This window comes from Rhodococcus sp. MEB064 (assembly GCF_000834565.1).
GTDB lineage: Bacteria > Actinomycetota > Actinomycetes > Mycobacteriales > Mycobacteriaceae > Rhodococcoides.
Genome location: NZ_JXQS01000008.1, coordinates 1 through 21,425, shown reverse-complemented (window position 1 = coordinate 21,425; position 21,425 = coordinate 1). Strand labels below are relative to the sequence as shown.

Here is a 21,425-nt window from a genome sequence, read left to right as displayed (position 1 = left end):
TGGACAAACGCGTCACCGCACCTGCCTATGCTTCGTGACGTGTCGGACGACCGCGATCTCTCGCTCGAGCGTGGAGAAGCGCGCGCTCGTGCCGGCATTCTCCACCCGTCACGCGCCGTCGAGCGCATCGACGTCGGCCGAGTGGGACCGTCGCCGGTGATCTCCGGATTCGTCGACTACATCTGGTCCGTGGTCTGGAACTGCCCGGAACCCCATGTGCAAGAGGTGGTTCCGCGGCCGGTCATCCACCTCACCGCGGAAGTGCACGACGGCCGTCCACGCCTGTTGGTCAACGGTGTCATGCGGAAACGCTTCGAACGACGCCTCACCGGGCAGGGGCGCACCGTCGCGGCGGCGTTCCGGCCCGGCGGATTCCGGCCCTTCCTCGGCAGCGGAGTCCGTGATCTCACCGACCGGATCGTTCCCGTGGGCGAGGTGACCGGTTTTCCTGCACGCGGAGTGGACGACGCCGAGGTGGCCGCTCGCCTCCTCGATCCCTCCGTCGACACCGCCACGGCCGCGCACATCCTCGATCGTTGGCTCGTCGAGCGGTGCCCACCGCCGGACCCCGTCGCATCCGAGATCGCTCGGCTGGTCGAGCTGGCCGAGGCGGATCCGTCGATCACGCGCGCCGACCATCTCGCCGCACTGTCCGGCGTCGGTCTGCGCACGCTGCAGCGTCAGTTCACCGAGTACGTCGGCGTCGGACCGAAATGGGTCGTGCAGCGGTTCCGCCTGCTCGACGTCGCCGCGGCGGCGCACGCGGGCGGACCGGTCGACTGGGCGGCGCTGGCTGCAGAGCTCGGGTACTCGGATCAGAGCCACCTGATCCGCGCGTTCACGGCGCTGGTGGGACGCCCGCCGGCGTCCTACGCCTCCTGCGTGTGAGCCTCACGCGCATCGTCGACCAGGCGGTGAATGCGGTGCGCCACTTCGTCGAGTTGATCGACTATGTCGCGACGCAGCTGATCGACGGCCTCCGGGTCGAGCGGTACCGTTGCTCGGCCCGGCTCGCCGAGTTCGATCAGTAGCTCGATGTTGGTACGCAACGCCGTCAACGGGGCGAGCAGTTCACGGCCCGCGTCGACGATGAGGTGGTTCTGCGCTTGCCGTGAGCGCGTCAGCGCGGCCAGCATGTCGTTGAAGCGATCGGCGAGATGCGCCAACTCGTCGTCTCCCGCGACGTCGACGGGGCTCAGATCTCCCGTTTCGGTGATGCGTCTGGTGGCGCGGGTCAGTCGACCCACCGGTCGTAGTCCCGTCATCGCGACGAGGTACCCCGCCATCCCGGCCACGATCACCAGCGCCCCACCGACCGTGACGAAGATGACGAGCAGACCCGACAGCACCCCCGACAGCGAGTCGTACGACTCGGCGACCAGCACGGTCGACCCACTGGGCGCCTTTTCGATGGCCACGGCGTAGCCGTTCAGATCCGTGACGATGCGGTCGGTCTCGCCCGAGACCACCGACGCGACGGGTGCCTCGAGCACCCCGTCCGAGGTGGCGAACGGTTCGAAGGTGCCGGTGGCGGAGTAGACGTCACCGGCGGCGCTGACCACACCGACGCGCAGAAAGCTCCGGCTGGCGCCCGTGCCGGCGGCGAACCCGAAGGCAGCGGGCGAGAGGCCCGAGGAGTCGCTCTCGATCAGCTTGTCGGCGTCACGACCGACGCGATCGGAGAGCTGGGTGCGCAACGCGTCCTCGGTGACCATGTAGATCACGACCGAACAGATCGCCACTGCCAGTGCCGCGACACTGACCGTCAGCAGGCGGATGCGGCTGCGCAGAGACAGTGCCGTTGCCGGACGGGGGGTGCGCATCCCTCGAAGATAACCGCACCGTCCACCCGGTGTCGGTCTGTCGGCGTCAGCGTCGGGACAACCGCCCCGCGACCGCCCGGAACCAGAACGGCACGAACTCGGTCGTCATGTAGATCAGCGGCCCGACCGTTCCGGTCCACTTGACGATGCTCAGCGCGCTGGACACCCTGGCAGTGGTGTCGGTGATGCGGTCGACGTCCTCGTGGATGTAGAGGTTGACGACGTTCTCGGTGATGTCCGCCGTCGCCGCGAGGGCCGGCGCGGCCACGAGTACGCGGCGCAGCAGCGGGGACACGGGCACCAGTTCCGCCAATCGCACTGCGCCCATGCGCAGCGCCTTGGCGTAGAGCACGGGGTGGTGGAAGTTGGCGTGGTACCCGTTGGTGAGCTCTCGCGCAGCCCGCGGGCTCATGTTCTCGACGACCGACCGGTACCGAGCGCCCGACGGGCACACCTGGAGCTGCGCGTAGGCGGCCCCGCCCTGCCCGGTCGTGCGGATGAGGCTGAGCTCGGACACTGCGTACATGGAGGCCCACGCCGCCAGTGCTGCGTCTCGCCGTGTCGGAGTGAACTTCTCGGGGCTCGTCATGGCGACGACCGTAGCGACGGCGGTGCCCCGCTCGGGGTGAAGTCGACAAGGTCTGGACCGCGTCACAGCGATCGACCGCCCGTGTCATTCCGCGGCGAGAAACGGCCCGACGGCGGCATCGAAGTCGTCCGCGCGATCGCGGTGCACACTGTGCCCGCTGTCCACGGCGACGACGCGGCTCCGCGCCAGCCGTGCGGTCATCGCGGCGAGCCGTGTCCGGTCCACCATCCCGGTCGGCCCTCCCACGACGAGCAGGACGTCGGCATCGATGTCTTGCAACGCTTCCCACCACCGCGCGTCGGGTGCACGGAACTGCGCCAACGCCGACGACGTCATCGAACGGTCGAACGCCAGGACAGCGCGCGGATGACGGATCGCACTGGTCGTGGCGTGCAGCAGTTCGCGGGCGGAGGGGAACTTGGTGGCGATCGACGGTGCAGCGTCGCCCGGCCGGATCGGCAGCGGTGCTTCCTCGACGACCAGCTTGCGCACGACGGCCGGTCTCCGCTGCGCCACCAGCGTCGCGGCATGGCCGCCGAGCGAATGCCCGACGATGTCGACGCGCGACAGGGACAGGTGGTCGATCAGCGCTTCGATGTCACGGCCGAACTCCTCGAAGAGGTAGCTCGGGGCGCGGCCACTGCGGCCGTGCCCGCGAAGATCCGGTACCACGACGCGTCGACCCCGACGAATCAGTGTGCGGGCGAACGTGTTCCACGTACCGCCGTCGCCGCCCATGCCGTGCACCAGGACGACGGGAACGCCCAGTACATCCTCGCCACCGGAATCCCGGTAGTGCAGCAGTACCCCGTCAACGTCCACCACACCGTCGGTCATGTTCATAGACCGTCCACGCTACTGGTCGTGAAGCATGGGCACCGAGGGACGCTCCTCGCGCCCGAGCAGGACCCCGCGTGTCACTGCCGACGATCCGAACTTCCGGTGCACGCCGTCCAGCGCGTTGTCCAGGGCCGTTCGGTCGATCGTCGGATGCTCGTCCTCGACGGGACCGAACGGCAGTTCCAGTTGGTGCGCCGCGCCGTCCTCCAGATTGGACACGGCAACGCCGACCAGAGTCAGACCCTGCATCGTGATGGTCGACATCGATGCTGCGAGCAGTGACCGAGCAGCGGTGAGAATGAGGTGGGTGTCCGCTGTCGCGCGTGTCAGAGTGGTCGAGCGCGTCGCGCGGGTGAAGTCGTCGAAGCGCAGACGCAGCGTCACGGTGCGTCCGGCTCGGTCTCCCTTACGCATCCGATAGGTGACGCGGTCGACCAGGGCGACCAGAGCCGCGTCGATGTCCGCCGGGTCCTTGTGCCGACGCCCCAGAGCATGCTGAGCTCCGACGGAACGTCGACTCCTCCCGGTGCTGACTCGGCGGGCGTCGATGCCGTGGGACAGTGCGTGCAGATGACTCCCTGCAGCCGTCCCCAGGACGGATGCCAGTGCGCCCGGATGGTGCGCGGCCAACTCTCCGATCGTGCGGATTCCCTGAGCGTGCAACTTGTCCGCGGTGACCCGGCCGACTCCCCACATCCGCTCCACGGGCAGTGGGTGCAAGAACTCGAGTTCGCGGTCGGGCGGGACCTCCAGCAGGCCGTCGGGCTTGGCGACGGCACTGGCGATCTTCGCCAGGAACTTGGTGCGCGCCACGCCTACCGTGATGGGCAGTCCGACGTCCTCGGCGACGGTGCGGCGCAGGTCGCGGGCGATGTCGGACGGGGATCCCGACAGCCGCGCGAGGCCGGTGACGTCGAGAAAGGCCTCGTCGATGGAGATGCCCTCGACGAGCGGGGTGACGTTCTCGAACACCGCGAAGACGTCCTTGCTCGCCTGCGAGTACGCGCCCATCCGGGGCGGCACCACCACGGCCTGTGGACACAGCGCACGGGCCTGACGTCCACCCATCGCGGTCTTGACCCCGTATGCCTTGGCCTCGTAGCTGGCGGCGAGGACCACTCCGCCGCCGACGATGACCGGCCGCCCGCGCAACGACGGGTCGTCGCGCTGCTCGACGGAGGAATAGAAGGAATCCAGGTCCGCATGCAGGATCGTGGCCTCGCCGACCCTCTCGCGTGCCCGTTCCGCCGTCATTCGTAGATCCCTTCCACGAACCAGCGTCCACCGTCGTGCAACACCAGGAGCGCCCGGGTGTCCTCGAGCAGCACCTGCGCCCGCGCAACCTGTCGAGCCGTCGACGTCGCACCCAGATCCCACCACCGCTCGTCCGCCGCCCACGGACCCGCCCACCCGTGCAGAGTCCAACTGCGAGAACCCCAGTCGACCCGCGTGGGCACACGGTCGAACATGCCGCGCTCGGTGACCTGCACCGCGATTCCCGACGCGTCGGACACCGTGATCTCCGGACGCGTCGGCATCAGTGCCGACGGTGACGGCGACGGAAGTCGGCCCGGCCACGGCGCGGTGGGGTCGGCGTCGGGAATCGGCTCGTCACCCCACGGAAGCATCGTCACGCGCTCCCCCGGCCCGCGACCACCACTGAGAACACCCACCTGCACGGCGTCGCCGCCCAGCAGGCCTTGAACGCGCACCAGAGCGCGTCGGGCGCGCTCGTCCTCGTCGCCGACACCGCCCCACAACCCCAACTGCAGCGCCCCCGCCGACACCACCTCCACCGGCTCGAGACGCAGCACCACGATGCCGGCGGTGGGCTTGTTCGCGGCGCGGCCGGTGAGCCACCCGTCCAGCTGCCACCGCACTCGATCCGCGGTGCCTTCCGGAGTCAGCGGCTCGGCACACCGCCACGTGCGCGAGAGGTGCTCGCCGTTGGCGGTGCTGGCCTGCACCAGCAACCGGGTACACGCCACCGCGGCTGCCGACAGAGTGACGTGCAGTTTCTCTGCCAGGGCGCGGCCGGCGAAGGCTGCGGCGTCGACACGATCGATCGGTGGATCGCAGAGGTACTCGACATCGAGGTCGGGCGGAAGCACGCGTGCCGACGGTGGACGTTCCGGCTCACCTCGCGCGCTGCGGTGAGCGAGGACTGCGTCGGTGCCGAAGCGCGAAGCGACGTCCACGGGCGACAGCGCGCCGAAGTCTCCGACGGTGCGCAGTCCGAGCCGGATCAGCAGATCCACCAGCTCGATCCGGTCCGGAGCGGCGAGAGACGGCTCGGCGGACAGCTCGGACACCGGGAGCGGCGCGAGGAACTGTGCACCGCTGCCCCGCGGAACGACGGCGCCGTGACGCGCCGCGATCACCGCGGTGCTCACCTCGTCGGCAATTCCCACCTGGCACTCGACGCCGACCGCGGCGACCGTGTCCACGAGCCTCTCCGCCGCGGCCTCCTCGGACCCGAAGTACCGCGCCGCACCGCGCGCCGACAGCAGCAGGAGCCCGGGACGCAGCACCTCGATGCCGGGCACCACCTCGTCCACCGCGGATGCGACCGGTTCGAACAGTCGAGCATCACGATCCGGATCGGCCCGTGCCACATACAGTTCCGGGCATCGGGCCTGCGATTCCCGTCGGCGCGCACCGCGGCGGACGCCCTCGGTCCGCGCCGTCGCCGAACAGGCGACGACCCGGTTCGCCGACACGACGGCCACCGGGGCCGACGCCGGAATGTCGGCTGCGGCCGCCGCTGCCACGGCGGGCCAGTCGGGGCACCACACCGCCAGGACTCGGCTGCGCCGAGCGGCAGCAGGGCTGGTCATGACGGCAGGGCTTCGAGAACAGGATCGGCCTTCGTTCCCCACTCGACGCCGGAACCCGTCGACGTCAGCGTCAACCGGCCACGGCGTGGACGCGACGCGCGGGCCTGGACCTCGACACCGAGATGTACCGCGCGCACCCGGCCGTGTCCCGTGCGGGCACCCGACCCGAGCCCGTCGTAGCCGTCGATCCGGGCCTCGAGCCGCAACTCGGCCCCGTCCCATCGACCGTCGGTGACGATCAGCGTCGCACCCTTGTTGCGGGCACGGGCGACCACGGCACGAGCCCGCGACGGCGGAACCGCGCTGCCACCCAGCCCGAGCACCACCAGGTCGATACCGTCGAGCAGGACGGCCGCGACCTCCACCGGATCGGGTCCGGGATCCGGAACCAGCGCCACGCGGTGCAGTTGCGCACCCATCTCCGACGCGGCCAGCAGACCCAGCCGAGGCAAGCCGATGACGGCGGCGTGTCGACCGGACCCGGTGACCGCGGCGAGGATGCCCAGCAGGAGCGACCCCGCTCCCGACACCGACACCACCGACCCGCGCGCCAGACCGCCCTCGGGGAGCAGCGCCGACAACGCTGCCGGCACCGGGAGCACGGGACGCACACGCCTCGGGGCAGGCTCGCGTTCAGGGGCAGCGGCCGTGGCGGTGAGGCTGACCGGCTGAGCGGGAGTCGGCTGCGCCGAAGCCGACGGCGGCGTCGAGTGGATACGACGTCGCAGCATCTCGATACGCTCGCTGCGGGACAGGCCCTCGAGACCTTCGAAATCAACGGAAACAGGCATACGCACTCCCAGGTCGGGACAATCGAGACCCCGGAGGAAGACCGAGAATTCGAACATACTTTCGAACGAACTCCAGTAAAGCCCCTGCCGGTTCACACGTCAAGACGCCTGGAAACCTGCAGGTGACAGCCCCGACCATCGCTTCGTCGACGTGTCCGATAACCTCGAACATCGTGACGGACCAAGAGCAGCCCAACGGAGCGGTGGCCGGCTCCCGGCGTGCGCGACCGGTCATCGGACCCGACTACCTTCTCGCCGGGCGTTACCGTCTGGACTCCAAGCTCGGTGGCGGCGGAATGGGTGCCGTCTGGCTGGCCGGGGACACTCTCCTGAGCCGCAAGGTGGCCGTCAAACAGGCCACCTCCACCGTCGACCTCTCGCCCGACGAGGCTCGCGAGATCCGTGAACGCGCCATGCGCGAAGGCCGCATGGCCGCCCAGCTGAACAACCCGCACGCGATCGCCATGCACGACGTCGCCCTCGACAGCGGTGAGCCGTGGCTGATCATGGAGTACCTGCCTGCCCGCAGCCTCGCGATGGCACTCAACATCGCCGAGACACTTCCCCCGGACGAGGTCATCCAGATCGGCGCGCAGATCGCCGATGCGCTGACCGCCGCACACGCAGCCGGCATCGTCCATCGCGACATCAAGCCCGGCAACATCCTCGTCGCCGACCGCGGCAGCGCGCTGGGCATGGTCAAGATCAGTGACTTCGGCATCTCCCGCGCCAAGACCGACACGCACGAGGAGAACAGCGCCGTCATCACCGGCACCCCCGCCTACTTCGCGCCGGAGGTAGCGCGAGGCGGTGACCCCACCGAGGCCAGCGACGTCTTCTCCCTCGGCGCCACGCTGTACACGGCGACGGAGGGACAGCCGCCCTTCGGCGTCGACGCGGACTCCATCGCCCTCCTGCACCGCGTCGCGGGCGGACGCATCATCCCGCCGCGCAAGAGCGGGACGATGACGGCGACTCTGTTGCACATGCTCGAACCCGACCCGGCTCGTCGGCCCACGATGGCCGAGGTGCGCACCCGCTTCGTCACCCTCGCCGTCGGCAAGAACGGCAGTGCCACCTCCGTGATCAACCAGCCGTTGCGCGCCGCCGACGGTCAGGTTCCGTTCTGGGCTCTGCGGGGCTCACGGGTTCCGGGCACCTCGCGTCGCGGCGAACGCATCCACGGCCGCACCATGACCGGACTTCCGGCTGCCGACACCGCCACACCGCTCGACCGCGTTCCGCGTCCCACCGCAGCGTCGCCCACCGATCCCGCCGCCCCGACTCCGCGCCCGACGTACTCGCCGCCCGCCTTCGAGACGAAGGCGCCGAAGAAGGTCACTCCGCCCGCCGGTCTGCCCCTCTACCTGGCGATCGGCGGCGTCGTCCTGCTCCTGCTGATCGTGCTTGTCCTCGTCCTGTAACCCCGGGACGCAGAGGTCAGGGCATGGTCGGGACGGTGACGGCGGCGATCAGCCCCCGATGATCCGACCCGGCGATGTCCACGACGTCGAGCGATCGCACACCCGCGTCGCGCACCACGACGTGGTCGATTCCGACGACGGGCGGGTACCACTTGTCCATCGGATAGGTCGGTAGAACACCGGCACCCACGGCGTCCGCGGCGTCGACCCACCCGTCGGACAACAGGTTCCGGAACCGCGAGTGCGCATGCGTGGAGTTGAAGTCGCCGCCGATCACGACGCTGCCAGGACGTGACGCCGCGGCCGACATCTCGTCGGCGACGAGGTCCAACTCCGACGCCCACACCGGCGTCGGAGTGGGATAGGGCGGGATCGGATGCACCGCGTAGGCGCGAAGAGGCTGCGCCGCACCCACATCGAGATCGACCGTGACGCCGGCGAGCAGGAAGCCCGGCAGTTCCCGACCGTTGGACACCGGGAATCTGCTGTAGATCGCGGCGCCGGCGCCGCCCGGATAGGGAGCCACGAACTTGTAGGGCAGCGCCTCGTCGAGACCCGCATCCTCGACGAGCGCCACCGACTCCGGCGTGATCTCCTCGATGGTGACGACGTCTATCTCACGCTCACGCACCGTCGACACCAGAGCGCCGGCGTCGGCACGACCCAGCATGACGTTGGCCTGCATGATCCTCACCTCGCCGCCCGTCTGGGCCGACGCGAGTCCCGCGGCGCCCGGCACGTACAGCGGCACCACCACGATCGACGCGACGGCCAGAACCACTGCCGACACGGCAGCCAGCAACCACCGTCGTGCGACGACGCAGACCACGGCCCCGACGACGGTCGCACACAGCAGGATCGGCGCGAACGACGCGGGCCCGACCACCAGGATCGACGGGATGTCCACCCATGACGCCACGACGGCAGCCAGTCCGACAGCGATCCCGCCGAGCCCGACGATCGTCGCAGCGAGAGTGCCGCGCGTCATTCGATGCGCCGACGGTGCGCCCACCGGGTCAGAGCATTCCTGTTGGACTGCTGTGTCTTCCGCAGGACATTGGACGCATGCGTCTCGACGGTCTTGATCGAGATGAAGAGGGTCTCGGCGATCTCCCGATAGGTGTAACCGCGGGCGAGCAGCCGGAGCACCTCGAGTTCCCGGGGTGTCAGCGAGTCGAGCTCCGGATCCAGTGGTGGCTCCGGCACCGACGAGCGTCCGGTGAAGGAGTCGAGCACGAAACCGGCCAGACGAGGCCCGAACACGGCGTCGCCGCCCGCCACGCGGCGCACGGCGTCGGCCAGGTCGGACCCCGAGATGGTCTTGGTGACGTAACCGCGCGCACCGGCACGGATGACTGCGATGACGTCCTCGGCGGCGTCGGAGACGCTGAGCGCCAAGCAGACCGGGCCTTCGGCGATCGACTGGAGCACCGCGACTCCTCCGCCGTCGGGCATGTGGACATCGAGCAACACCACGTCGGGCGTCGTGGCGTCGATGCCCCGGACGGCGTCGGCGACGCCGCCGGCTTCGCCGACCACCTCGATGTCCTTCTCCCGCGCGAGTTCTGCTCGCACACCCGAGCGGAACACCCCGTGATCATCGACCAGGAAAACTCGACAGCTCACGCGGAACGTTCCTCTCTGTCGTGACGCGTCGTCCCCGTGTCGCGAGGCACGCGGATGTGGATCTCGGACCCCTTACCGGGCGCGGACCTGATGTTCACCGCTCCCCCTCGACGTTCGATGCGTGCACGGACGCTCCGGGCGAGACCCTGCCTGTCGTCGGAGACGACGTCGGGATCGAACCCGCACCCACGATCGCGGACGAACACGTCCACCGCATCGCAACCGGCCTCGACGTAGAGGTCGATCGACATCACGCCGGAATGCTTGGCAGCGTTGACCAGTGCCTCGCGGGTGGCTCCCAGCAGTGCCGTCGAGACCTCGCGGGTGATGCCCGAGCGCTCGGACGGCTGGTCCAGTTCGACGTCGCCCACGGTCACCGGATCCACGGTCACACCGTAGTGGTCCTCGACCTCACCGGCGATCGTGGCCAGTGCCCGCACGAGCGATGCGTGGTCGGTCTCGCTGCCTCCGAACAGCCACTTGCGCAGTTCGCGCTCCTGACTCCTGGCCAGCCTCAGCACCTCGGCGGAGTCGGTGCTCTGCTTCTGGATCAGCGCCAGGGTCTGCAACACGGAGTCGTGCAGATGCGAGGCGATGTCCTCGCGCTCGTCGTTGCGGATACGCGCCGACCGTTCCTCACCGAGAGCCCGCCACAACCGCATCCACAGAGGCACCGTGAGCAGGATCGCGCCGACCAGAGTCACCACCACCGCGAGGAGCGACGAACGCAGCGCCTGGACGTCGACTCGCGCCACGACCACGACGCACAGTCCGATGACCACGAGGGTGACGCCGGAGACGATGCGCGCCCACCCCAGGACCGAGGTCCTGGCCGAGCGCGGCCGCGGCGAGCCCGCCGAATGCGCACCGGCGGAGTCGAACTCGCGCCACACCAGCGTCGCGCCGATGGCGACGACGACGACGGGTGCCACGATGGTCGACGAGTTGCCGCTCAGACCCGACCCCAGGGCGACGGCGCCGCCGATGCCCAGGACGAGAAGCCCGTACGCGCGTCGGCGCTCCGCGCGATCCGGTCTACGGACGTCGTCACCGGCGGACGTGAAGACCCACAGCAGACCGTAGGCGGCGATACCCGCACCGGCCGCGGCGCACAACACCGCGAACACGACGCGCACCCGGAAGACGTCGACCCCGAGGTGATCGGCGGTTCCGCCGGCGACACCGCCGACGATGCGTCCCGCGGCACGGCGCGTCAGAACAGGCGTCGGCAGAGGTGCCGACGGTGACGGCTCGAGTGCGGGCAGGGTGGACACGCGTCGATCCTGACACGAAAATGTGCCGCGCGGTATCAGGGTTCACCCCCATACGACCGTCTGCAGCCCTCACGAAATCAGGGTTCGCCCCGATGTGCCGGGACCCGCCCGGGACGCAGGATGGTCGTCATGACCACAGCCACCGCATCCGCCCAGCTGTCCGAACTCTGGCGCACTCGTCCCGTCCGTCTGTCCGATCAGGGCCCCGGAGCCGGAGTCGCTGCCGGCATCGGCCACCGCTACCGCGTGGACCCGGTCCTGGTGCGCGTCGCCTTCGTCGTGTCGACGCTGTTCGGCGGTTCGGGCATCGTGCTGTATCTCGCGGCGTGGCTGGTACTTCCGCGTCGCGGTGACACCGTGTCCCCGGCCGAGTCGCTGCTCGGACGCGGTCGGACGTCGGATTCGCACACCAGTGCCGTCGTCCTGACGGTCGCCCTCGTGATCGCCGCGGTCAGCGTCGGTCCGTTGGGGATGGGGTCCGGACTGGTGTCCACGCTGGCGATGCTCGGCGGCCTGTACTTCCTCTATCGCAGAACTCCCGATGCACCGTCACCCGTCGACCTGGCGGGACCGACCGCGGATCCCGCGCCCTGGACTGCCTTCTCGACGCTCCCCGACCGATACGAGTCGACGGCCGCACCGGTGTCGCTGTCCAAGGACGAGGGCACCGCTCCGGTCCATCCGAACTCACCGCCGGAGTGGGACCCGCTGGGAGTCGCGCCGTTCGCGTGGGACCTTCCCGAACCCGGCAAGCCGTTCGTCCCGGCAGTCCGACCGACGAACACCTCGCACCTGACCTCGACGGTGATCGGCCTGGCCATCATCGCCTCGGCCGTGACGGTGGCCGTCGGAGCGATCACCGGAAGCACCGTCGTGACGGCACCGAGGGTCGGAGCGGTGGCCTTGGCCGTCGTCGGGGCCGGACTACTGATCGGTGCGTTCACCCGACGCGGCTACGGACTGCTCGTCGTCGCGGCGCCCCTGGCCGGCTTCGTTCTCGTGTCGTCCCTCGTCGACATGTCGGACATCGACGTCTCGGGTATGAACTCACCGAACATGGGCAACGTGGACGTCAGACCCACGACGATGGCCGCCCTGCAGCCGACGTACGAATCCGGAGTGGGCAACTTCTCGCTCGACCTGACCGGCCTGACGCTCACCGAGGACCGTTCCGTCAGTGTCGACAAGGCCGTCGGCAACACCGAGATCATCGTCCCGCCGACGATGAACGTGATCGTCACCTGTGACAGCGCACTGGGCAACACCGACTGCATGGGCGACGGAACGAGTGTCGACGGCGGTACCGACGGGCCGGACGGACCGGTTCTCACGATCGACGCGAACACCGCGATGGGAAATCTGGAGGTGCACCGTGGATGACATGACGACCGACGACGCGACACAGGCCGATACGACCAGACGCCGACCGTCCCTGGTCTTGCTCCTCGCAGGGATCGCGGCCCTGCTGCTCGCCGTTCCGACCATCGTCGGATCGAACCCCACCGCCATCGTGTCCGGCCTCTTATCGGGCTGGACCGTGCTGGTGGTCGCCGTCGTCGTGGGGGTCGCGCTGGTCCTGGCGCCCGTCCGACGACGCGCCGGCCGTCGCTAGACCGACCGAGCCGCCGACACCGTCATTCCCATTCGATGGTGCCCGGCGGCTTGCTCGTGACATCGAGGACTACCCGATTGACCTCTCGGACCTCGTTGGTGACACGAGTGGAGATGCGCTCGAGAACGTCGTAGGGAAGTCGAGTCCAGTCCGCGGTCATCGCGTCCTCGCTCGAGACCGGACGCAGCACGATGGGGTGCCCGTAGGTGCGGCCGTCGCCCTGGACACCGACACTGCGCACATCGGCGAGCAACACCACGGGGCACTGCCAGATCTGCGAGTCCAGACCCGCCATCGTCAGCTCTTCCCGTGCGATGGCATCGGCGTGGCGCAAGGTCTCGAGGCGGTCCGGGGTGACGGATCCGATGATGCGGATGGCCAGACCCGGGCCCGGGAACGGTTGCCGGGCAACGATGTCCTCGGGCAGACCCAGCTCGCGGCCGACGGCGCGGACCTCGTCCTTGAACAGCAGACGAAGCGGTTCCACGAGCGAGAACTGCAGGTCCTCCGGCAACCCGCCGACGTTGTGATGGCTCTTGATGTTGGCCGTCCCGCTGCCGCCACCGGACTCGACCACGTCGGGATAGAGGGTGCCCTGGACGAGGAAGTCGATCGACTCCCCCTGTGCCGCGGTGTCACCGAGCTCCGTGGTCACCGCACCCTCGAACGCACGGATGAACTCCCGGCCGATGATTTTGCGCTTGGTCTCCGGGTCGGTGACTCCGTCGAGTTCCCGCAGGAACACGTCGACGGCGTCCACCGTGACCAGCCGCGCGCCCGTAGCGGCGACGAAGTCCTGCTGCACCTGCTCACGCTCGCCGGCGCGAAGCAGTCCGTGATCGACGAAGACGCAGGTCAGGCGATCTCCGATGGCGCGCTGGACGAGAGCGGCCGCGACAGCGGAGTCCACGCCGCCCGACAGCCCGCAGATGGCGCGACCGTTGCCGACCTGCTCTCGGACCTGGTCGACGAGCGCGTCGGCGATGTTCGCCGCGGTCCACGTCGGCGCGATGCCGGCGATCTCGTGCAGGAACCGTGAGAGCACCTGCTGTCCGTGCGGGGAGTGCAGCACCTCGGGGTGGTACTGGACGCCCGCCAGCCGTCGTGCTCGGTTCTCGAACGCGGCCACGGGAGCTCCGGCGCTGCTGGCCACCACCTCGAAGCCTTCCGGCGCCTCGGTGACGGCGTCACCGTGACTCATCCAGACAGGCTGGGTGGACGGCAGTCCGTCGTGCAGCGTTCCGCCGGACACGTCGAGGTCGGTGCGGCCGTACTCGCGTGTCCCGGTGTGGCTCACCGTTCCGCCGAGCGCCCCCGCCATGGCCTGGAAGCCGTAGCAGATGCCGAACACGGGAATTCCGAGCTCGAACAGCGCGGGATCGAGCTGGGGAGCACCCTCGGCGTAGACACTCGACGGTCCGCCGGACAGGACGATGGCAGCCGGCTTCCGGGCCGCGATCTCCTCGACGGTCATCGTGTGGGACACCACCTCCGAGAACACCCGAGCTTCACGGACGCGTCGAGCGATCAGTTGCGCGTACTGCGCACCGAAGTCGACGACGAGCACCGGATCGGTGTTCTCGAGGGTGGAATCCTGCGGCTGGGAGTCGGTCACGCGCACCACTCTAGTGAGCGCGCCCGACCTCACGCCGCGCCGGTGCTACCGACGGGAGCACCGGCGCGTGACGACGACACGGCAGGCGACGAGGGGGTCCGGATCTCGACGATCGGCAGCATCAACGCGCCCGGTGCGTGCACCGGGACGAACGGCTTGTGGGGAGCGATGGGCTCGATGCGCTCGTAGGGCTGCCCCTGCGCGGGACGCAGGTCCTTCTCCCCCTTGTTCGGCCAGAGCGATGCCGACCGCTCCGCCTGTGCGCTGATGGTCAGCGACGGGTTGACGCCCAGGTTGGCGGAGACCGACGATCCGTCGACGATGCTGAGCGTCGGGTAGTTGTGCACGCGGTGGTACGGGTCGATGACACCGTTCTCGATGTCTTCGGAGATGACGCATCCGCCGAGGAAGTGGGCGGTGAGAGGAATGTTGAAGACCTCTCCCCACGTACCGCCCGCGATGCCGTCGATCTTCTTCGCGATGCGGCGGGTGGCCTCGTTGCCCATCGGGATCCACGTCGGATTCGGCTCGCCGTGTCCCTGCTTGCTGCTGACGTGACGACGCCCGAACAGACCACGCTTGGTGAAGGTGGTGATGGAGTTGTCGAGGTTCTGCATCACCAGCGCGATGATGGTGCGCTCGCTCCAGTGCCGCGTGTTCATCATGCGCAGGAACCGAAGAGGGTTCTTGACGACTTCGCCCAGGAACTTCAGCCAGCGCGGGGTGCGACCGCCGCCGTCGGTCATGAGCGTCTGCAGCAGACCCATGGCGTTGGAGCCCTTGCCGTAGCGGCAGGGCTCGATGTGGGTGTCCTCGCTGGGGTGGAACGACGAGGTGATCGCGACGCCGCGGGTGAGGTCGATCGACGGGTCGTACGTCAGCTTCCCGGCGCCCACGATGGACTCGGAGTTGGTCCTGGTGAGACGGCCCACGGTGGGTGAGAGCCCGGGGAGCGAGCCGTTGTCACGGAACTTGTGCATCAACTGCTGGGTGCCCCAGGTACCGGCGGCGAGCACGACGTGGCCGGCCGTGTACGTCCTGCGGTCCTTCTTGACGTACGCGCCGGTGCGCTGCGTGGCGACGACCCAGGATCCGTCGGGGCGCGGCGTCAGGTCGGTCACCGTGGTCATCGGAACGATGTCGGCGCCGGCACGCTCGGCGAGCCCGAGATAGTTCTTCAGCAGGGTGTTCTTCGCGTTGTGTCGACACCCCGTCATGCACTCGCCGCACTCGATGCAGCCGGCTCGGTCCGGGCCCACCCCTCCGAAATAAGGGTCCGGAACGGTCTTGCCCGGCTCGTCGCCGAAGAAGACACCGACAGGCGTCTGGATGAAGGTGTGTCCGACGCCCATGTCCTCGGCGACGGACTTCATGACGTCGTCCGCGGGCGTCATGTGCGGGTTCTGCACGACACCGAGCATCTTCTGCGCCTGCTCGTAGAACGGCGTCAGTTCCGAGTGCCAGTCGGTGATGTGGGACCACTGCTGGTCCTGGAAGAACGACCGCGGCGGCTGGTACAGCGTGTTCGCGTAGTTGAGCGATCCCCCGCCCACCCCGGCACCGGCGAGGATGAGGCAGTCGCGCAGCAGATGGACGCGCTGGATGCCGAAGCATCCCAGCTTCGGAGCCCACAGGAACTTCTTCAGATCCCAGCTGGTGGCCGCGAAGTCGGCGTCCTCGAACCGCCTACCGGCTTCGAGAACACCGACCTTGTAGCCCTTCTCGACGAGGCGCAACGCCGTGACACTGCCGCCGAAGCCGGATCCGACGACCAGTACGTCGTAATCCCTGTTGTCGCCCATCGAGACCTCCTGGTTCACCCGAAACGTGATCGATACCACGATAGCGTACGTGTAAACCGCGGTGACAGGAACCGGATACAGCCCTGTCCGTGAGCTCAGCCCCTGATATTCAGGCCGACCTTCTGGAACTCCTTGAGGTCCGAGTAACCGGACTTCGCCATCGAACGGCGCAGGCCACCGACCAGATCGAGCGACCCGAACGGATCGTTCGACGGGCCCGAGAGAACGCGATCGAGCGACGGACGGTCGCCGAACGACACCGGAAGGAAGGCACCGCGCGGCATGGACGGGTGCGCGGCAGCGGACGGCCAGTACCACCCGCGGCCGGGAGCCTCGGCGGCCAGGGCGAGCGGAGCACCGAGCACCGCGGCGTCGGCGCCGCACGCGATGGCCTTGGCCAGATTTCCCGACGTCGTGATGCCGCCGTCGGCCAGGACGTGGACGTACCGGCCGCCGGTCTCGTCGAGATAGTCGCGGCGCGCGGCCGCGGCGTCGGCGATCGCCGTCGCCATCGGCACACCGATACCGAGAACCTCGCCCGTCGTGGTCGCGCCCTCGGTGGAGCCGTACCCGACGATGACACCCGCAGCGCCGGTGCGCATCAGGTGCAGTGCCGTGCGGTGGTCGCTGACTCCGCCGGCGACGACGGGAATGTCGAGTTCGGAGATGAACGTCTTCATGTTCAGCGGTTCTTCGCTGGGATGACCCACGTGCTCGGCGGAGATGATCGTGCCCTGCACGACCAGCAGGTCGACTCCCGCCGCCACCAGCGCGGGAGTCAGCGAGCGAGCGTTCTGCGGACTGACGCGCACGGCGACCGTCACTCCTGCGTCCCGCACCTGCGCGACCGCGGCGGCCAGCAGATCAGGCTGCAGCGGTGCGGCGTGCAACTTCTGCAGCAGTTCCACCGGTGCGTCCGCGTCGACGTCCGACTGGGCGATGTCGACCAGCTGGTCGATCACCGAGTCGACGTCGGCGTGCCGACTCCACAGGCCTTCACCGTTGATGACGCCGAGACCACCGCGCTTACCCAGCTCGATGGCGAAGGACGGGGAGACCAGAGCATCGGTCGGGTGCGCGACGATCGGGATGTCGAACCGGTAGGCGTCGAGCTGCCACGCGGTGGACACCTCCTTCGACGACCGGGTACGACGCGAGGGGACGATGTCCACGTCCTCGAGCTCGTAGGTCCGACGAGCCGTGCGGCCCATGCCAATTTCCACCAGGTCGCGCACGCGCGTCCTTTCTGTAAGCCCCGCCGGCGCAGTGCCGGGGGCGGTCGACTCCGGTCGGAGTCGGGTCAGCGGGCAGTGTAGTTCGGTGCCTCGACGGTCATCGTGATGTCGTGCGGGTGACTTTCCTTCAGCCCGGCAGACGTGATCTGCACGAACTGCGCCTCCTGCAACTCCTCGACCGAGTTGGATCCGGTGTAGCCCATCGCCGCGCGCAGACCGCCGGTGAGCTGGTGGATGACCTGCGACAGCGGTCCGCGGAAGGGAACTCGCCCTTCGATGCCCTCGGGCACCAGCTTGTCCTCGGCGAGCACGTCGTCCTGGAAGTAACGGTCCTTCGAGAAGGACTTGGTCGCGCCGCGGCCCTGCATGGCGCCCAACGAACCCATGCCGCGGTAGCTCTTGAACTGCTTCCCACCGACCAGGATCAGCTCACCGGGCGACTCCGCCGTACCGGCGAGCAGAGACCCCAGCATCGCCGTCGATGCTCCGGCTGCGAGAGCTTTGGCGATGTCGCCCGAGAACTGGAGACCGCCGTCGGCGATGACGGGCACACCCGCCGCCTTGCAGACGGCGACCGCTTCGAGGATCGCGGTGATCTGCGGGGCGCCGACACCGGCGACGACGCGCGTGGTGCAGATCGACCCGGGACCGACACCGACCTTGACCGCGTCCGCGCCGGCCTCGACCAGCGCACGGGCGCCGGATCGCGTCGCGATGTTGCCGCCGACGACCTGCACGCGGTCGCCCACCTCGGCCTTGATCTTGCTGACCATCTCGAGCACCTGCGAGTTGTGGCCGTGCGCGGTGTCGACGACGAGGACGTCGCACCCCGCGTCGGTCAGAGCCATCGCGCGTGCCCACGAGTCGTCGCCGACGCCGACCGCGGCACCGACCAGCAACCGGCCGTCCCGGTCCTTGGTCGCGAACGGGTGCTGCTCGGTCTTGACGAAGTCCTTGACCGTGATCAAGCCGGTCAGACGACCGTGGCCGTCGACGATGGGCAGTTTCTCGATCTTGTGGCGACGGAGCAGTCCCAGCGCCGCGTCGGCGGTGACACCTTCCTGCGCGGTGACCAGCGGAGCCTTCGTCATGACCTCGACGACGCTGCGGTTCTGATCGACCTCGAACCGCATGTCGCGGTTGGTGATGATGCCGACCAGTTCGCCGCGCTCGTCGGTCACGGGCAGACCCGAGATGCGGAACTTGGCGCACAGCGCGTCGACCTCGGCGAGGGTGTCGGTCGGCTTGCACGTCACGGGATCGGTGACCATGCCGGCCTCGGACCGCTTGACCACCTCGACCTGTGCTGCCTGATCCGTCGCGGACAGGTTGCGGTGCAGCACACCCATGCCGCCCGCGCGCGCCATGGCGATGGCCATGCGGGCTTCGGTGACCGTGTCCATCGCGCTGGACACCAGCGGGACCCGCAGACGGATCTCTCGCGTGAGCTGGCTCGACGTGTCGACCTTGCTGGGGATCAGATCCGACGCCGCGGGAATCAGCAGGACGTCGTCGAAGGTGAGGCCCAGCATGGCGACCTTGTTCGGATCGTCGCCGCCCGTCCGCACACGTGCGGACGCGTCTGCGGCGGTAGTCACGGGCCTGTCTGGGGTACTCATACGGAAGGGCCCTCCTGAGCTGGTCTGTCGGTGCGCACGGTGATACCGGGGACCCGGGGAGAATCCCTCACGCGCTCGCGGTACATCGTATCCGGCGCCGGGTGTCGTCCTGTACGCGCGCGACACTCTCCTGCACACCGGGCGACACACCGAGCCGGTGGGCACCGTACCGCTGGCGCAGACCCGCCCTTGCTGCGTACCGTGGAGTCGTGCGCGATCAACTGCCTCCAGGTCTGCCGCCGGATCCCTTCGCCGGCGATCCTGCCGACCCTTCGGCCGCCCTCGACGCCATCGAGCCCGGTCAGCCCCTCGACCCGCAGGAACGTCTGGCCGTCGAGGAGGATCTGGCCGACCTCGCCGTCTACGAAGCGCTCCTGGCGCACCGCGGAGTCCGTGGACTCGTCGTGTGCTGCGAGGACTGCCAGCAGGACCACTACCACGACTGGGACATGCTGCGAGCGAACCTGCTCCAGCTGCTCGTGGACGGCACCGTCCGACCGCACGAGCCTGCCTACGACCCCATTCCCGACGCCTACGTCACGTGGGACTACTGCCGCGGCTACGCCGACGCGTCGATGAACGATGCGCTGCACGGGGACGGGTACGACACCTAGACGCCCGTCTCACACAGACACGAAGAACGCCCGCAGACACTGTCTGCGGGCGTTCTTCGTGGTGCGGATGCCTCAGTTGGGGGTGACGACAGTGCTGGGAGTGACCGGTGTCGTGGTCTCCGGAGCGGGCGCGGGCGCGGGCGCCCGGAGGATCTCCGGTGGGATGGTCACGTCGGTGGTCGGCTGCGGCAGGAACGGCAGGTCCGTCGGCAGCGGGAACGGCAACTGGATATCCGTGGGCAGCGTCGGGATCTCGGTCGGGAGCGGCAACTGCGGAAGCGGGATGCTCGTGTCGGTAGGAATCTGCGGAACGATGTCCTCCGGGATGGTGGGCATCGGCGGAACGGTCGTCGTGGGAGCGGCCGGCGGCGGCACCGAGGCGGGAGCGGTCAGCTTGGACAGCTCGGCGGACAGACGAGTCCACCAGTCCTGCAGCTGCGCACGCTCGTCCTCGTCGCGGATGCCACCGGTGCGCTGCGCGGCCTCGGCGAGACGAGTCTTCGCCGACTCCGCGTCGCCGCGGGCAAGCGCCTCCTCGACATCGTGGAGAGCCGTCGTCGTGTCGACCTGCGCGACAGTCGAATCCGCCTGCTGGGTGAAGACGACTTCCTTCACCTTCCAGAGCGGATCTCCGGGCATCGCGCTGTAGGAGAACGCGGTGACTCCGCCTGCGAGGAATGCGACCGCAGCGGCGGCACCCACGAGCGGGCGCAGGTGACGCATCTTGCTGCGCGTGCGCTGACGGTACAGTGCGTCCTCGGCGAGAGCGAGATCGATCGCGGCGGAGACCTGATCGAGATCGGGCCGTTCCGGCAACGGTTCGGCGAGGATGTCGGACCGCCACTCGGCGAGCAGGCCGGCCAGCCGGTACTCGTCGGCGTCGGCCGTCGCGATCGGGCCGTCGCCGGCGATCGCGTCGATGAGAGCGTCGTCGCGGCGCACGGCCATGATATCGATAGGGCCGGACGACTCGGCGTCGTCTGCGGCGAAGGGGTCGGCGCCACCCGCGCCGAAGGCGTCGGGGCGGCCGGAGCCTCCGCGTGCGGAGCCGCCGAACTGTGCGCTGTCGCGCCACGAGTCCCTAGCCATACTTGTCACCTGCTCCCAGTACTTCGGTTTTCAGCTTCGCTATTGCCCGGTGCTGCGCCACACGAACGGCGCCTGCGGTACTACCCACGGCGGCGGCCGTTTCCTCTGCCGACAATCCGACGACCAGGCGGAGCACCAGGATCTCGCGGTGCTTGTCCGACAGCGTCGACAGCAGTTCGTTCATGCGGCGTCCTGCCTCCGAATCCAGCGCCCGTTGCTCGGGGCCGTCCTCGATGGACATGACATCCGGTACATCGGCCATGGGTTCGGATTTGTTACGCGAAGTACTGCGATGGGCGTCGGCAACTTTGTGCGAGGCGATTCCGTAGACGAAGGCCATGAAGGGGCGGCCCTGATCCTCGTAGCGAGGAAGCGCCGTCATGACGGCGAGACAGACCTCCTGGGCGACGTCGTCGGCCGAGAGTTGACCCCTCTCACCAGCACCGACGCGCGCCCGGCAGTACCGGACGACGACCGGCCTGATGCTTTCGAGAACGACGGAGAGAGCCCCTCGGTCACCGCGCGCTGCTGCCGCGACGGCCGAGTCCAGCCCCTCACCCGTGACAATCATTGTCAGTGTGTTCTCCACCTCACGTCGGGCGCGCCCCGAAAGGGGCGCGCTTCCCCCCCGGTCC

The 21,425-nt window shown here is 68.9% G+C and carries 20 protein-coding genes; 5 read left to right on the top strand and 15 right to left on the bottom strand.

Features of this window, described 5'->3' with window-relative positions:
- Positions 1-39 precede the first annotated feature (39 nt).
- Entirely contained in the window at positions 40-888 is an 849-nt protein-coding gene (locus RU01_RS03420) for a helix-turn-helix domain-containing protein (protein WP_231568585.1), read from the top strand.
- On the opposite strand, the gene RU01_RS03415 is transcribed toward RU01_RS03420, so the two are convergent.
- The 6 genes from RU01_RS03415 to RU01_RS03390 form a co-directional block, all read right to left on the bottom strand.
- Positions 870-1,823: a HAMP domain-containing protein gene (locus RU01_RS03415; RefSeq protein WP_042573110.1), complete on the bottom strand. Its 954-nt coding sequence runs from the start codon at positions 1,821-1,823 to the stop codon at positions 870-872. The genes RU01_RS03420 and RU01_RS03415 overlap by 19 nt on opposite strands.
- A 46-nt stretch (positions 1,824-1,869) precedes the next feature.
- On the bottom strand, positions 1,870-2,412 hold the full coding sequence (locus RU01_RS03410) for a hypothetical protein (protein ID WP_042573109.1): 543 nt from the start codon (positions 2,410-2,412) through the stop codon (positions 1,870-1,872).
- 84 nt (positions 2,413-2,496) lie between these two features.
- A complete protein-coding gene (locus RU01_RS03405) occupies positions 2,497-3,255 on the bottom strand; it encodes an alpha/beta fold hydrolase (protein WP_042573108.1) in 759 nt (252 codons plus the stop codon).
- A 12-nt stretch (positions 3,256-3,267) separates the two neighbouring features.
- Positions 3,268-4,506, bottom strand: coding sequence for a DNA polymerase IV (gene dinB, locus RU01_RS03400; RefSeq protein WP_042573107.1), 1,239 nt, complete (start codon positions 4,504-4,506; stop codon positions 3,268-3,270).
- Positions 4,503-6,089 (bottom strand): DNA polymerase Y family protein, encoded by a 1,587-nt coding sequence (locus RU01_RS03395; protein WP_042573106.1) that lies wholly within the window; start codon positions 6,087-6,089, stop codon positions 4,503-4,505. The genes dinB and RU01_RS03395 overlap by 4 nt, the downstream gene beginning before the upstream one ends.
- Entirely contained in the window at positions 6,086-6,880 is a 795-nt protein-coding gene (locus RU01_RS03390) for a hypothetical protein (RefSeq protein WP_156148779.1), read from the bottom strand. Before RU01_RS03390 ends, RU01_RS03395 begins: the two co-directional genes overlap by 4 nt.
- A 173-nt stretch (positions 6,881-7,053) precedes the next feature.
- On the opposite strand from RU01_RS03390, the gene RU01_RS03385 reads away from it, so the two are divergent.
- Positions 7,054-8,304 (top strand): serine/threonine-protein kinase, encoded by a 1,251-nt coding sequence (locus RU01_RS03385; protein ID WP_231568584.1) that lies wholly within the window; start codon positions 7,054-7,056, stop codon positions 8,302-8,304.
- Between the two features lie 16 nt (positions 8,305-8,320).
- Here RU01_RS03385 and RU01_RS03380 read toward each other — a convergent pair whose 3' ends face one another.
- Genes RU01_RS03380 through RU01_RS03370 form a run of 3 tightly spaced genes read right to left on the bottom strand, consistent with a single transcriptional unit; the run spans position 8,321 to position 11,195 of the window.
- A complete protein-coding gene (locus RU01_RS03380; RefSeq protein WP_042573104.1) occupies positions 8,321-9,292 on the bottom strand; it encodes an endonuclease/exonuclease/phosphatase family protein in 972 nt (323 codons plus the stop codon).
- Entirely contained in the window at positions 9,289-9,930 is a 642-nt protein-coding gene (locus tag RU01_RS03375) for a response regulator (RefSeq protein ID WP_042573103.1), read from the bottom strand. The genes RU01_RS03380 and RU01_RS03375 overlap by 4 nt, the downstream gene beginning before the upstream one ends.
- Entirely contained in the window at positions 9,927-11,195 is a 1,269-nt protein-coding gene (locus tag RU01_RS03370; protein WP_082042882.1) for a PspC domain-containing protein, read from the bottom strand. Before RU01_RS03370 ends, RU01_RS03375 begins: the two co-directional genes overlap by 4 nt.
- Positions 11,196-11,333: 138 nt before the next feature.
- On the opposite strand from RU01_RS03370, the gene RU01_RS03365 reads away from it, so the two are divergent.
- Entirely contained in the window at positions 11,334-12,584 is a 1,251-nt protein-coding gene (locus RU01_RS03365) for a PspC domain-containing protein (protein WP_042573349.1), read from the top strand.
- A gap of 1 nt (position 12,585) precedes the next feature.
- A complete protein-coding gene (locus RU01_RS03360; protein ID WP_156148778.1) occupies positions 12,586-12,816 on the top strand; it encodes a hypothetical protein in 231 nt (76 codons plus the stop codon).
- A gap of 22 nt (positions 12,817-12,838) precedes the next feature.
- Here RU01_RS03360 and guaA read toward each other — a convergent pair whose 3' ends face one another.
- The 4 genes from guaA to guaB form a co-directional block, all read right to left on the bottom strand.
- Positions 12,839-14,431 carry a glutamine-hydrolyzing GMP synthase gene (gene guaA, locus RU01_RS03355; protein WP_042573348.1) on the bottom strand — a complete coding sequence of 531 codons (1,593 nt, stop codon included), beginning with the start codon at positions 14,429-14,431 and terminating at the stop codon, positions 12,839-12,841.
- 29 nt (positions 14,432-14,460) lie between these two features.
- Positions 14,461-16,233, bottom strand: coding sequence for a GMC family oxidoreductase N-terminal domain-containing protein (locus tag RU01_RS03350; protein ID WP_042573347.1), 1,773 nt, complete (start codon positions 16,231-16,233; stop codon positions 14,461-14,463).
- A gap of 95 nt (positions 16,234-16,328) precedes the next feature.
- Positions 16,329-17,468: a GuaB3 family IMP dehydrogenase-related protein gene (locus tag RU01_RS03345; RefSeq protein WP_042573100.1), complete on the bottom strand. Its 1,140-nt coding sequence runs from the start codon at positions 17,466-17,468 to the stop codon at positions 16,329-16,331.
- 65 nt (positions 17,469-17,533) lie between these two features.
- Positions 17,534-19,087, bottom strand: coding sequence for an IMP dehydrogenase (guaB, locus tag RU01_RS03340; RefSeq protein ID WP_269430088.1), 1,554 nt, complete (start codon positions 19,085-19,087; stop codon positions 17,534-17,536).
- Positions 19,088-19,296: 209 nt separating this feature from the next.
- On the opposite strand from guaB, the gene RU01_RS03335 reads away from it, so the two are divergent.
- Complete coding sequence (locus tag RU01_RS03335) at positions 19,297-19,701, top strand: DUF5319 domain-containing protein (protein ID WP_042573099.1); 405 nt, start codon at positions 19,297-19,299, stop codon at positions 19,699-19,701.
- A 72-nt stretch (positions 19,702-19,773) separates the two neighbouring features.
- On the opposite strand, the gene RU01_RS03330 is transcribed toward RU01_RS03335, so the two are convergent.
- Both RU01_RS03330 and RU01_RS03325 read right to left on the bottom strand, forming a co-directional pair.
- Complete coding sequence (locus tag RU01_RS03330) at positions 19,774-20,790, bottom strand: anti-sigma-D factor RsdA (RefSeq protein WP_052493109.1); 1,017 nt, start codon at positions 20,788-20,790, stop codon at positions 19,774-19,776.
- Entirely contained in the window at positions 20,783-21,361 is a 579-nt protein-coding gene (locus RU01_RS03325; protein ID WP_042573344.1) for a sigma-70 family RNA polymerase sigma factor, read from the bottom strand. Before RU01_RS03325 ends, RU01_RS03330 begins: the two co-directional genes overlap by 8 nt.
- Positions 21,362-21,425 lie beyond the last annotated feature (64 nt).